Annotated in this window: 12 protein-coding genes; 6 read left to right on the forward strand and 6 right to left on the reverse strand. The window is 56.3% G+C overall.

The genetic code is table 11. The annotated features are described in order from the left end of the window. Nucleotides 1-170 precede the first annotated feature (170 nt). A complete protein-coding gene (dapC, locus tag HMPREF3016_RS07660; RefSeq protein WP_070741475.1) occupies nucleotides 171-1,349 on the forward strand; it encodes a succinyldiaminopimelate transaminase in 1,179 nt (392 codons plus the stop codon). Between the two features lie 82 nt (nucleotides 1,350-1,431). Here the strand turns inward: dapC and HMPREF3016_RS07665 are convergent, their stop codons facing one another. From HMPREF3016_RS07665 to dapD, 6 genes are all read right to left on the reverse strand, one after another. Then, nucleotides 1,432-2,367, reverse strand: a complete 936-nt coding sequence (locus HMPREF3016_RS07665; protein ID WP_013397487.1) for an amino acid ABC transporter permease — start codon at nucleotides 2,365-2,367, stop codon at nucleotides 1,432-1,434. Next, the gene (locus HMPREF3016_RS07670) at nucleotides 2,364-3,047 is read right to left on the reverse strand and encodes an amino acid ABC transporter permease (RefSeq protein ID WP_048754175.1); all 684 of its coding nucleotides are present in this window, start codon (nucleotides 3,045-3,047) and stop codon (nucleotides 2,364-2,366) included. Before HMPREF3016_RS07670 ends, HMPREF3016_RS07665 begins: the two co-directional genes overlap by 4 nt. Nucleotides 3,048-3,067: 20 nt before the next feature. After that, nucleotides 3,068-3,916 carry a glutamate ABC transporter substrate-binding protein gene (locus HMPREF3016_RS07675; protein WP_070741478.1) on the reverse strand — a complete coding sequence of 283 codons (849 nt, stop codon included), beginning with the start codon at nucleotides 3,914-3,916 and terminating at the stop codon, nucleotides 3,068-3,070. Between the two features lie 11 nt (nucleotides 3,917-3,927). Then, a complete protein-coding gene (locus HMPREF3016_RS07680; protein WP_004005123.1) occupies nucleotides 3,928-4,689 on the reverse strand; it encodes an amino acid ABC transporter ATP-binding protein in 762 nt (253 codons plus the stop codon). 348 nt (nucleotides 4,690-5,037) lie between these two features. Further along, nucleotides 5,038-6,051, reverse strand: coding sequence for a UDP-glucose 4-epimerase GalE (gene galE / locus HMPREF3016_RS07685; RefSeq protein ID WP_070741481.1), 1,014 nt, complete (start codon nucleotides 6,049-6,051; stop codon nucleotides 5,038-5,040). 332 nt (nucleotides 6,052-6,383) lie between these two features. Continuing rightward, nucleotides 6,384-7,358, reverse strand: a complete 975-nt coding sequence (gene dapD, locus HMPREF3016_RS07690; protein ID WP_070741484.1) for a 2,3,4,5-tetrahydropyridine-2,6-dicarboxylate N-succinyltransferase — start codon at nucleotides 7,356-7,358, stop codon at nucleotides 6,384-6,386. Between the two features lie 107 nt (nucleotides 7,359-7,465). Between dapD and dapE the strand changes: the two genes are divergently transcribed. The 5 genes from dapE to HMPREF3016_RS07715 all read left to right on the forward strand — a co-directional run bounded on the left by dapE (nucleotide 7,466) and on the right by HMPREF3016_RS07715 (nucleotide 12,743). After that, complete coding sequence (gene dapE / locus HMPREF3016_RS07695; RefSeq protein WP_004005120.1) at nucleotides 7,466-8,599, forward strand: succinyl-diaminopimelate desuccinylase; 1,134 nt, start codon at nucleotides 7,466-7,468, stop codon at nucleotides 8,597-8,599. Between the two features lie 254 nt (nucleotides 8,600-8,853). Then, nucleotides 8,854-9,075, forward strand: a complete 222-nt coding sequence (locus tag HMPREF3016_RS07700) for a hypothetical protein (RefSeq protein WP_004005119.1) — start codon at nucleotides 8,854-8,856, stop codon at nucleotides 9,073-9,075. After that, entirely contained in the window at nucleotides 9,072-10,574 is a 1,503-nt protein-coding gene (locus HMPREF3016_RS07705; RefSeq protein ID WP_070661889.1) for a hypothetical protein, read from the forward strand. The genes HMPREF3016_RS07700 and HMPREF3016_RS07705 overlap by 4 nt, the downstream gene beginning before the upstream one ends. Nucleotides 10,575-10,728: 154 nt before the next feature. Then, complete coding sequence (locus HMPREF3016_RS07710; protein ID WP_004005117.1) at nucleotides 10,729-11,100, forward strand: twin-arginine translocase TatA/TatE family subunit; 372 nt, start codon at nucleotides 10,729-10,731, stop codon at nucleotides 11,098-11,100. Between the two features lie 164 nt (nucleotides 11,101-11,264). After that, nucleotides 11,265-12,743 carry a hypothetical protein gene (locus HMPREF3016_RS07715; RefSeq protein ID WP_070741487.1) on the forward strand — a complete coding sequence of 493 codons (1,479 nt, stop codon included), beginning with the start codon at nucleotides 11,265-11,267 and terminating at the stop codon, nucleotides 12,741-12,743. Nucleotides 12,744-12,837: the final 94 nt, after the last annotated feature.

A 12,837-nucleotide genomic window follows, 5' to 3' on the forward strand; every position in this document is an offset into this window, starting at 1 on the left:
CATTCGGCGCACCCTTACGTTGAAAACTTAAGACAGGCTAAAGCCTCCGAATCTCGCACGCTGGGAACGGGGGCTTTGCCGTACCCTCAGCACTCAAACGCGCGATACAATGACTACGCACGAAAGAACAGCCGGTATCTGCCGGTTTACAACGCCGCACAAGGAGAACCATGCGTGCCTACGGTCTAGATCTACCCGAATACCCCTGGGAAACCCTTATTCCCTACCGCAAACTTGCTGCCGAACATCCGGGTGGGACTATAGACCTCTCCATCGGCACCCCGGTCGATGACACCCCGCAGCTGATTCAGGATGCGCTTGCCGCAGCATCCGACGCCCCCGGCTACCCGACCACGCACGGAACTGTTGAACTGCGCCAGGCGATCGTGGACTGGTTTGCACGCCGCCGCGGGGTCACCGGGCTAAGCACCGACCAGGTGATGCCCACGGTCGGTTCCAAAGAACTTGTGGCGTGGCTTCCGTTTCTACTGGGACTAGGAACTGACCCCGGCACTCAAGAGCGCGATGTGGTGGTTTACCCACGCGTGGCGTACCCAACCTACGATATAGGGGCGCGCTTCGCTGGCGCGCAGTCCGTGCCCGCAGATTCGCTTGATGAGCTGCCCGAAGATGTGCGCAGGCGCGTGCGGTTGGTGTGGGTGAACTCGCCCGCCAACCCGAACGGCGTGGTGCGTGATGTTGCTGAGCTTCGCGAGATTGTGCGGCAGGCACGCGATATTGGCGCTGTGGTAGCCAGCGACGAATGCTATGCGGAACTCGGCTGGGGCGCGTGGGATGAAGCTCGCGGCGGTCAGCGGGTGCCCTCTATTCTTGATCCCCGCGTATGCGACGGCGACTTTACCGGGCTTTTCGCCGCATATTCGCTCTCAAAACAGTCGAACCTGGCGGGGTACCGTGCCGCGTTTATTGCGGGTGATGCGCAGCTTATGCCTAACCTTATCAACTCCCGCAAGCACGCCGGGATGATTGTTCCCGCCCCCGTGCAGCGTGCGCTGATTGCCGCCTTGGGAGATGAAGCCCATGTGGCAGCGCAGAAAAATAAGTACCGCGCGCGCCGGGAAGAGCTTCTCGCAGCTATTACCGCCGCAGGCGGGCGCGTCGAAAACTCTGAGGCTGGGCTGTACCTGTGGACCACTTTCGGTGAGGATACGTGGGCGTCTATCGAACGTTTGGCCAAGCTGGGAATCGTTGCGGGACCGGGGGTCTTCTACGGTGAAGACGGCGCCGGGTATGTGCGTATTGCGCTGACCGCATCCGATGAGGATATTGCGAAGGCATCCGAGCGTCTTACGGCGAGCGCTGGGATAGGAAATGCCGTAAGAGAATAAATACCGCCTGAGAAACAAAGATGCCCGGAACCTCCAATACAGGAAGTTCCGGGCATCTTCTATACCGGATGCGCACCCCCGATTATTTGCGTTTGCCGGGGAGCAAGAACATCTGGAGGGTGGGCGGATTCGGGTTATCGACCTCGCCGGGAACCAGATCCACCTTGCGAACCTTCGAGGAAGTACGTGAGGCGAGGAACGAGGACAGCCAGGTTGCCAGCGCCGTGAGCGCGAAGTTCACGATGACGAAGAGCGCCGCCGCCAACAGAAGGGTCTGCAGCACGTTGCCGTCACCCGAGCCGATGCGTCGTGCGGATGCCAGCAGCTCGGGGTAGGAAATAATGTACCCGAGCGCGGTGTCCTTGAGAATCACCACGAACTGGCTGAGCATCGAAGGCATCATGGCGTTGAAAGCCTGCGGCATAAGAATCGTGCGGAGGGTCTGACCGGGGGTCAGCCCGATTGCTAGACCCGCCTCGCCCTGACCGCGCGGCAGCTGTTTGACACCCGAACGCAGCAGCTCTGCAATCACGGATCCGTTATAGAAGGTCAAACCGATCACGACCGCAAGGAACGGCAGCTGTGAGGGGTTAATCCAGCTGAACCTGCTGAGGAACAGCCAGAAGAAAATCATCATCATCAGCACCGGAACGGCACGGAAGAACTCAACCACAATGGTGCCGAACCAGCGAAGCACGCGGTTCTGCGCCAGGCGTGCCATGCCGAAGATAACACCGAAAGCGATAGAGGTAATTACCGAAATACCCGCCGCCTGCAGGGTTGAAACCAGACCGGGCAGGTAGTAGGAACCCCAAGCTTTTGCGGTGAAGAGGTCGGTCCATTTTTCTGCCTCAAGCTGGCCCTTAGCGCCCATCACGCTCAGCACATAGACAGCGAACGCGATAAAAACCAGAATCGCCGCGATATTGAAGACACGGGTGCGAGCCTTCGCACGGGGGCCGGGAGCGTCGAAGAGGACAGTGGTGCTTGTGGTTACATCAGAATTAAAGAATTTCATCGCTTCACCGCCAATTTACGTGAGGACCAGGTGGTCAGGATGCCTAGAGGCACCACAATCGCCACGAATCCCAGTGCGAAGATCAGGAAGATCGCTAAAACCATATTCGCATCGAACTCAATCATGGACTTCATCATGCCTGAGGCTTCGGCAACGGATGCTACCGATGCGACCGTCGTGTTCTTCGCCAGCGCAATGAGCGTATTGCCCAGTGGAGTGATGGAGCCGCGCAACGCCTGCGGAAAAATAATCATGCGCGCAGTATCCATGAAGCCGAGGCCAATGGCACGAGCCGCCTCCGCCTGACCGGTGGGAACCGTGTTCACACCCGAACGGATTGCCTCACATACAAAAGATGCGTGATAGATCGACAGCACGATCACGGCGTACACGAAGAAGTTCGTCTCAAAATCGGTCGAGAACGACAGCTGAAACTGTGTCCACACGCCCAGTAACGCTAGAGTCATCAGAATCGTCAGCGGGGTGTTGCGGAATAAGTGTACATAGATCGTACCCGCCCAGCGTAGCGAGGGGACCGGGCTGATACGCATCAGCGCTAGGATCGCACCGAGTACGAAAGACCCGATCGCGGCCCAGAACGTTAGCTGAATATTCACCCAGAACGCGCCCACCACATCGTATTTGGCGAAGAGAGCGCCGAGTTGGTCAAAGAATGACATCGTTTTCCTCTCTTCCGTGCCTAAGCGCAGGACGCCGAAGGTTTTGGCGGATTCTTTTCGGTGTTGTAGCTGTAGCCGGTGCCGTCCGTGTGCTTCTTCACCAGGTTCTCCCAGGTGCCGTCTTCTACCATCTCGTTAATAGCTTTATTGATGGCTTCACACTTATCGGTACCCTTAGGCAGACCAACACCGTACTTCTCAGTGGTGAATATTTTGCCAACCAGCTTGAGTTTGCCCTTATTTGCCTTAGTCGCGGCAAGACCCGCAAGAATAATATCGTCGGTCGTCACCGCATCTACCACGCCGCCGTTAAGTGCGACCACGCAGTCCGAGTAACTATTCTGCTTCACCAGGTTCACGTTTTTGGCGTAGGTATCCTGAATTTTTTTGGCGCTGGTCGAACCGGTCACCGAGCATAGGTTCTTTCCGTTCAGGCTATCGGGTCCGGTAATGCTCGTTTCATCGGCGCGTACGAGCAAATCCTGCCCGGCAACGTAGTACGGACCGGCAAAATCAACACTCTTCTTACGGCTGTCGCTAATGGAATAGGTCGCCAGAATCATATCGACCTGACCGTTGGAAAGCATATTCTCACGGTTAGCACTGGGGGACTCTACGAACTCGATCTGATCTTCCGAATAGCCGAGTTTACCAGCAATGTAGCGCGCCACATCTACGTCAAAACCGGTGTAATCCTGACCGTCCTGGTAGCCCAAGCCAGGCTGATCGTACTTAATGCCGATGCGAATCTTAGGTTTAGAGTCCGAGGCGCTGGAGCACCCGGTCAACGTGAAACCGAGGGCAAGCGCAGCTGCGGTACTCGCGGCGAAAAACTTGGTGGCGGCGCGGTTAAAGAATGATTTTTTCATGGCACACCCCCCTAGTGGTCGATGATCTTGGAGAGGAAGTCGCGGGCGCGCTCGCTCTTAGGCTTGGTGAAGAATTCATCCGGAGTGGCTTCTTCAACAATCTCGCCGTCCGCCAAGAAGACGATGCGGTCGGCGGCCTTACGGGCGAACCCCATCTCGTGGGTTACGACGATCATGGTCATGCCGTCGCGGGCGAGGGAGACCATGGTATCGAGCACTTCGTTCACCATCTCGGGGTCGAGTGCACTGGTGGGCTCGTCAAAAAGCATGACCTTGGGCTTCATGGCGAGAGCGCGGGCGATGGCGACGCGCTGCTGCTGACCGCCGGAAAGCTGAGCAGGCATTTTCTCGGCCTGGGAATCTACCCCGACCTTGGCGAGAAGTTCCATAGCTTCGGCTTCGGCCTGCTCTTTGGAGAGCTTGCGGATGCGGCGCGGGCCTAGCGTCACGTTATCAAGGATGGTTTTGTGTGCAAAGAGGTTGAAGGACTGGAATACCATACCCACTTCTGCGCGCAGCTTGGCGAGCTCGCGGCCTTCTTTGGGCAGTTCTTTTCCGTCGATATGTATAGAGCCAGAGGAAGTAGTTTCGAGGCGGTTGATGGTTCGGCAGAGGGTTGATTTGCCGGAACCGGAAGGGCCGAGAAGGATAATAACTTCGCCTTTATTGACCGCTAAATTAATGTTCTTGAGCACGTGGTTGGTGCCGTAATATTTATTGACCTCGTTGAGCTCTACGAGTGGTTTTTCTGCGGGTGCAGATGCCTGTGTCACGGTGATAACCCTTTCATGTGAGATGCATCTATGACGTGGGTTTCATAAAACGAATGAGATTCTAGCTTACGTCAGGTTTGTAACGGGTATGTAACAGCTGCCGGGTTTTCTGTAAAAATTATTGAAAAATTTATCTTCTGTGCATAGTTATAGTTTTGGTGACTCGAAATAGAAGCCATATAAAAGCAATAAATACCATGTAAATATATGAAACTCACGCAATACTTTATGTTGTTTTTATTGTACTTCAGGTGTACTTACGTAGAGTTAAAAATATAAAAGTCGGGTGTCTTATGCATAAGTTTGCATAAGACACCCGACTTAGGAACCTCTTAACGAGGCAGTTGGCTAGGCATCGTAACCATTCGGGTTATTTTTCTGCCAGTTCCAGTGATCGCGCACCATAGTGTCAATATCTCGGGATGCGCTCCACCCCAGATCAGCCAGTGCCGAGGAAGGATCGGCATAGGAAACAGCAACATCACCGGGGCGGCGCGCCACGATCTTATAGGGCAACTCTTTACCGCAGGCTTTCTCGAAGGCATGCAGCACCTCAAGCACCGAGTAGCCATTCCCGGTACCCAAGTTCCAGGTGTGCAGACCGCCGTGCTCGCTAATGTAATCCAGCGCCTTAAGGTGACCATCGGCAAGATCGACGACGTGAATGTAATCGCGCACACCGGTGCCATCGACGGTGGGGTAGTCGTTGCCGAACACGTTCAGATACTCGCGACGGCCAACCGCAACCTGAGCGATAAATGGCACCAAGTTGTTGGGAATACCCGAAGGATCCTCACCGATACGCCCGGATTCATGCGCACCCACGGGGTTGAAGTAGCGCAGCAGAGCGATATTCCAGCGGTCATCGGAAGCTGCCAAGTCTACGAGCATGTCTTCGATATGTTCCTTGGTGCGGCCGTAGCAGGACTGTGCATCCATATTCAGCTTCTCGATGAGCGGCATGGATTCGGGCTCACCGTACACGGTTGCGGACGATGAGAATACGATAGAACGACAGTCTGCGGCATCCATAGCGTAGAGCAGGTTCAGGGTACCGGCGACATTCGTCTGGTAGTACCACAGCGGCTTCTCTGCTGATTCACCCACTGCCTTCAATCCCGCGAAGTGGATAACCGCATCCGGGCGGATCTCGAGGAAGAGTTTCTTCATGCCCTCAAAATCCAGCAGATCAACCTTATGGAACTCGGGCGCGCGACCGGCGAGCTCGGCAACACGCTGCAGGGAAGTTTCGGAGGAATTCGACAGGTTATCCATGACGACAACCTCGTGCCCTGCATTGAGGAGTTCAAGAACGGTGTGCGAACCAATGTAACCGGCGCCACCGGTGACGAGAACCTTCATCATTGTCCTTTCGCGGAAGGCGCGAGGCTTTGCCCGTGCTTCCTCATGGTGTGTGGGTGAATGCTCACCCCGTGATAACGTCGCTTAATATAGTAGCCCGCCCACGATGCGCATGCCGGATTTTCCGTGGCCTGTGAGGCTGTGTTGTGTACGTCTTACCGGTATGCTGACCTGGAGGTTCTTCGCGTATTTCACGTTTGAAAACCATCTGTATCACTTAGCCCTGATCCGCGTGACTTTTGTGAATACTTTTTATGCCGAAAAGCCGCCCACCGGTCGAACATATGAGACCAATAGGCGACTTTTCGTGTGAAAAATTTAGGGGAGCGGCATTAGTTCAGGTGCAGCGCATCGTTGAGTTCCACGGTGTTCTTGGCACGCGGCAGAACCTCGATTGCACCCGAGACCGAATTGCGGCGGAACAGCAGGTTTGAGACCCCCGAAAGCTCGGCGGCCTTGACCACGCGCGGTTCCTCGCCCGGAATGAGCACGCTCACACGCGATCCGGCGGTCACATACAGACCGGCTTCCACCACGCAGTCGTCGCCGAGCGCGATGCCGATACCCGACTCCGCACCCAGCAGGGAACGTTCACCAATCGAGACGCGCTGCGTGCCGCCGCCAGAGAGCGTCCCCATGGTAGAGGCGCCGCCGCCCACATCGGAACCGTCGCCCACAACAACGCCTTGGGAAATGCGCCCCTCAACCATCGACGTACCCAAGGTGCCCGCATTGAAATTTACGAAGCCCTCGTGCATGACCGTGGTACCGGGACTCAGATGCGCGCCCAGACGTAGGCGGTCGCCGTCGCCCACACGCACCCCGGCGGGAACCACATAATCCACCAAGCGCGGGAACTTATCGATATGACTCACACTCAGGGGCCCGAGCTTACGAAGCCCCAGCGCAAGTTTCTGAAACTCGCTGGCGAGTACCGGTCCGTGATTCGTCCACGCCACGTTTGCCAGTTTGCCGAACAGTCCGTCCAGGTTGATGCTGTTCGGGCGTACCAGCGTATGCGAAAGTAAGTGCAGGCGCAGGTAAGCATCGACCGCGTCCTCGGGGGCCTCATCCAGGTTGATGGAGGCAGTGCGCACCTCAGTGCGGGCGTTACGTTCGGGGTGGTCGGCGACGAGCGCATCCAGCTCATCGGCGAGAGAAAGGTCGGGGGTCTGGGTTAGCGTGGGGGCGGGGAACCAAGCGTCGAGTACGGTCCCAGCCTCGTTCCCGGCAGCCACGACATTCACCAGTGCGACGCCGGAAGCATAACGGGATTCGGAAGATAGGTTTTCAGACATGCCCACCATTATAGATGCGCTATCGGGCGCCGTATAGGGAAAACGCGCGGCCTCCCACGGGTTGAAATGCTAGGGTTGAACACGAAGACTGTTGCGCAACCACGGAAGACCCCTTGATGACCACTTCGCTTGATCTGAACGTTTCGATGCCCGAACTCACCCGCACGCTCCTTGATATTTATTCGGTCTCCGGGGAAGAAAAAACTATTGCAGACGCCGTCTATGAGGCTCTCAGCGCATATCCGCATCTGCATCTCACCCGCGATGGTGACGCTATGATAGCCCGTACCGAATTTGGCCCCCGCAACGGTGAGGAACGCACGCGCATTCTGCTGGCTGGTCACCTGGATACCGTGCCCCTGCCCACGGTTGCGGGATCGCTCGGAACCGTACCCGCAAGCATTGTTGAAGATAACGGGGACTGGATTCTCTACGGGCGCGGTGCCACCGATATGAAGGGCGGCGTTGCGGTGCAGCTCAAATTGGCGGCAGAACTGGGTGAGCACGATACCGACTACAACCTCACCTATGTGTTTTACGACCATGAGGAAGTCGCCAGCGAACTTTCCGGCATGGCGCGGCTCATTCGCAACCACGGTGAGCTTCTGACTGACGCTGATTTTGGTGTGCTCTTGGAACCCACCGATGGCACTATTGAGGGCGGATGCAACGGTACGATGCGCTTCTACCTGCGTACCGCCGGGCTCGCGGCGCACTCCGGGCGTGCCTGGAAGGGTGAAAACGCGATCCACAAGCTCGCTGGGGCGCTGCGTGTTCTGGAAGATTACGAACCGCAAACCTACGAGGTTGAAGGGCTTGCGTACCGTGAAGGACTCAACGCCGTGCAGGTTTCCGGAGGAGTCGCCGGGAACGTTATTCCCGATGCTGCCGCCCTGCACATTAACTACCGGTTTGCCCCGAATAAGACCCTGGATGAGGCAAAAGCACACGTCACTGAGCTTTTCGACGGCTATGAACTCGACTTCGTAGACCTTTCTCCGGCGGCGCGGCCCGGATTAGATACCCCGCTGGCGGCATCACTCATCGCGGCTGTCGGGCAGGAACCCAAACCCAAATACGGGTGGACAGACGTGGCGCGGCTCAGCGAGATCGGTATTCCCGCGGTGAATTTTGGTCCTGGCGATGCGCTCCTCGCTCACACCGACAACGAGCACGTGAGCTTCAGCGCGCTTACCCGCTGCTACACCGATCTGCTTTTTTGGCTGCATACCGAAGTCGACGAAGACTAGCCGATAAACCCCACACCGATACAAATACGCACTTTAATATCTGTGCCAGCCGGGCAGGTAGGCTAGACTGAACAGATAGAGTAAATCTATGAGTCGCGATGCACCGCTTACCCGCTGGATGCGTTATTGTATGCAGGCAACGGCGGTCAGCAGCTACTTTGGGTACGCCTTAAGAAATGCGCGTGTTTCCTAGGGCAGGCGTATCTGAGGGCTCATAGGACCAGTGAACCGAACATGAACCGAAAAGGTATCCCATGAACATCCTGATCACGCTTCTGGCGGTGGTGGTTCTGATCCTCACCCTGCTGGGAACTTTTGGCCTCACCAGCCAGCGACTATACCCCGGCAAGAAGTTAGCGACCTATATCGCTCGGGATGGACTAGACGTGTTCGCGGATAAAACGGCACCTCGGGAGTCCGTAAGCGACGAAAGTACCTTGACCTCATCACCGGTTCTACCCCAACATTCCCGATGAACAATCCCTCTGACAAAACTCCCAAACAGCACACTACCGTGCCCTCTATTCCCTGGAGCTCAGCGAACAAACCGGCGGCACAGGCTAAACCTGCCAGCACATCCAACCGCGATGAGGATAAAAACCCCTCAAAAACCTCCACCCTCAATGCCGATATCACATGGTTGTATATAGCATCGGGGGAGCGTTTGCGCCGCATGGGCGATGCCTTTCTAAGACTTCCCGCTTGGCTGCAAGTCATGCTCGTTTACGCTTTCAGCCGCGTCTGGGGATTCATTATTTTTTCTGTGGTTGGCAACCAACAGCTGCTTGGTCCCTGGGGCCAGCATCTGGGGTACCTTCCCTTCATTAGCACCTGGGATTCCAGCTGGTACGGGCAGATAGCGCAATCCGGATACCCGAGTAAGCTGCCCTATGATTCCACTGGAGCGGTGGCGCAAAATCCCTGGGCCTTTTACCCGCTATTCCCCCTGATCGCTGGCGGTATTAACCGGATCACAGGGATCGGTTACTATCCGGTAGCGGCTACAGTGGCGCTCTTGGCTGGGTTCGCTGCCGCATGGGTTATCTACCTGCTCTTCACCACGAGCCTGAATATTGTGGGTTACCGAGACCAATCGCATGGCGAAAAGGTATCTGAGGCAGCGTCGAGCACCGAAGACCAGAAGGATGTAAAAACCTCACGGCACAATCTGGCGCTCTGGGCGGTTGCGGCGGTAGCATTTCTGCCGGTTGCCCCGGTGCTGCAAGTGCCCTATGCCGAATCCTTAAACCTCGTATTTCTCGTTTGGGTTCTACTGCTGATGATGCGCAAGCAGTATCTGCTTATGATGCCCGTCGCGCTCCTGGCATGCCTGTCCCGCCCGGTTGGAGTACCCTTGGGTGCCACCGCCGGGCTATGGTGGTTCGCCTGCCTGATTACAGAGGCTAAGGCACAGCAGCAGCGCCGTCAGCGTGGCGAAGACCAAGAAGGATTCGAGAGCGTTTTCTTACGCAGCCTGCCGCAGCTTGGCAGTGCCCTTTTCATCTGCTTCTGCGCGCTCATTTGGCCAATCTACGCCTGGCAAATAACCGGTCGTATTGATGCCTACACCGCCACCGAAACCGCCTGGCGCCAGGGCGATCTTGCACCCGTGGCACCCTGGATTTCTCAGGGTATAGCATACTTCGGGTACTTCACGATCCTCCTGTTCCCGCTCCTGATCGTGGGGTATGCAGCCTTTCTGGCAAGTCCGCTCGTGAAACGGGTTCTCGCAAGTCCCATCATCCTCTGGTGCGCATGCTATGGCGCCTATCTACTGATTTTCCTCAACCCACAGTCTTCAACTTTCCGGCTGCTTCTGCCCCTCTTTCCACTCATGCTTCCCATCGTGGCGATATCCTCTTCGCGCGCCTACCGGTGGCTGCTGATTGGTTCCGGGGCCCTTCTGCAGCTTGTCTGGGTGGGCTGGCTGTGGCATTGGAAGCAACTACCGGGCGGCGGGGACTACCCGCCCTAAACCGAACGCTATACCCAGGCGCATCCCGGCGAGAGCTTACGGCGGGATGCGCATCACATATAGACGATAAAACCGTGCGGCTCAGTGCGAAACACCTCATAAAAGCCTTTGTGGCAATTCCCGTCGCACTCAAGATGCTGGTACTCTATATCTTGTGTTTGGTATTAGTGGCACTGAGTTCGTCGTCTTAGCCGTTCTCACGTTCTTCGTGATCGGCCCCGAACGCATGCCCGAATACGTGCGCCAAATCAAGGAACTCATCAAAACAGTTCGTCGAATGGCCTTCGACGCCCGAGACGAGTTTAAAGATACGCTGGGGGATGCAACACTCAACGAGATCAACTGGCGTCAGTATGACCCCCGTCAATATGATCCCCGCGTTATTGTGCGCGAAGCCTTCGCGGAAGACGATGCAGAACGGGCACGTGAAGCTAAAGAACGCTCCGAAGCGAACAAGCCCGCCGCATCAAATCTAAACCGGCTGCCGCGCGGTGCCTACGCTCCCTACGATACGGAAGCGACCTAAACAAGGCTTAGATTCTATGGAAGGTCCCCTAGCCCTACGGCAGGGGATTTACTATGTGCGAAGCCCTAGCGGCAGTCACATAGATAAAGCCTTGAGAAACATAAATCTTCAGCAAAAACATCACCTAACTTCCGAGACACCGCACCGCCCAGGAGAATACGCTGATGAGCGAAAGCCTTGATAGCCCCACGTATGGTGAGGCGGAAAAACCACGGGACCCCATTTCACCGCTAAACCCGCGCAGGGCAGAACGTTTTAATCCCACTCGTTTTACCTTACATACCGGCGGCTTCTCCTTTTTCGACTCCCTCGGTACTTCCGCGACTGCTGCTCTGCGCCGGGTGGCGCATCGTTTTGCTGCGTTACCAGCCTGGGCTCAGGTGCTGAGTATTTGGGCACCCAGCCGCCTATGGGGTTTTATCGTTTTCTGGGTTGTCGGTATGCAGCAGGTTGCCGGTCAGCAGAAAATAGGCGACGGCCATGTGCCCACCCTTCTTGAATATTTGGGGTGGTGGGACGCCGAATGGTACGAACGGATTTACAAGAACGGATACCCCGTCCAACTACCCATATACGATAACGGAGTTGTCGGGCATAATACGTGGGCTTTCCTTCCGGCCCAACCTACTATTGCAGGGTTCATAGCCGATACCACAGGTATTCCTTTTGCCCTCAGCACCGTGATGCTCAGCGTAGTGGTGAGCTTTGCCCTCGCATGGGTCATCTATCTGCTCTTCGTGGGATGTCTCAACTGGCGTGAGCACGGAGTATTCGAGATTCGTGCGAGCCAGGAATCACCGCATCGTTCCCTGGCACTATGGTCGGTTGCCGCCTATGGTTTTTGCGGGCCAGCGGTTATTTTTGGAACCGGGTATGCGGAGTCTCTGACCATTTTCGCGATCGCCCTGTTTATCCTACTTTTGGCATACGACCGGTACCTTTGGGCTATACCGGTGGCCTTCCTCGCCACGCAATCCCGACCCGTCGGCGTGCCCCTCGGCGCGCTCGCGGGTATATGGTGGCTGTATTGTGTGACCTCCGAATACCGTGTTCGCCGCGCGGCTGGTGGACCTTCGCCCCTCAGCACTGGGCAAGCCTTGATGGGCGCGTTCGCGGCACGATCCCTGCACCTTATCAGCGCCTTGATCGTGTGTTTCTTCGCGCTGGGGCATGCGCTTCACGCAGCAATTGCGACCGGGCGAATAGACGCTTATCTTGCCACTGAAATAGGCTGGAGCGGGCGTACCGTCGATGATGGGCAGCACTATGTGGTGCAGTGGGTTACCAACCTGAATACCTATTTGCCACAGTGGAACATGTGGGGTGTTGCCCTGCTGGTTGCCGTAGGCTTCTTCGCCTATTTCTGCTGGATTTTTTCGCGTAGCACCCGCTCTCTGCTGCATCCCGTCATGCTGATCTGGTGTGCTGCCTATATGGTTTATCTGGGGGTCTTCTGGCTTCCGCAAACCTCAACATTCCGTATTCTGCTGCCTCTTTTCCCACTTGCACTCGTGCTCATAAGCTACGGAAAAGACTCAAGGGCGTACCACTGGCTTTTGGTGTTCTTCGGGCTTGTTTTACAGCTGATATGGGTAGGTTGGCTGTGGCATAGTCACGGTCCGGGGGACTTGAATATACCCTAATGCTTTTGCCCTCTGAGTGTTTGGGTGGGTGGTCCCCGGTATGCTCTTGTCCTAAACCCTGAGGCGTTTGGTTGCGCATAAGTATGCTGGGCAT

This window comes from Rothia sp. HMSC065D02 (assembly GCF_001815285.1).
GTDB classification, from domain to species: Bacteria; Actinomycetota; Actinomycetes; order Actinomycetales; family Micrococcaceae; genus Rothia; species Rothia dentocariosa.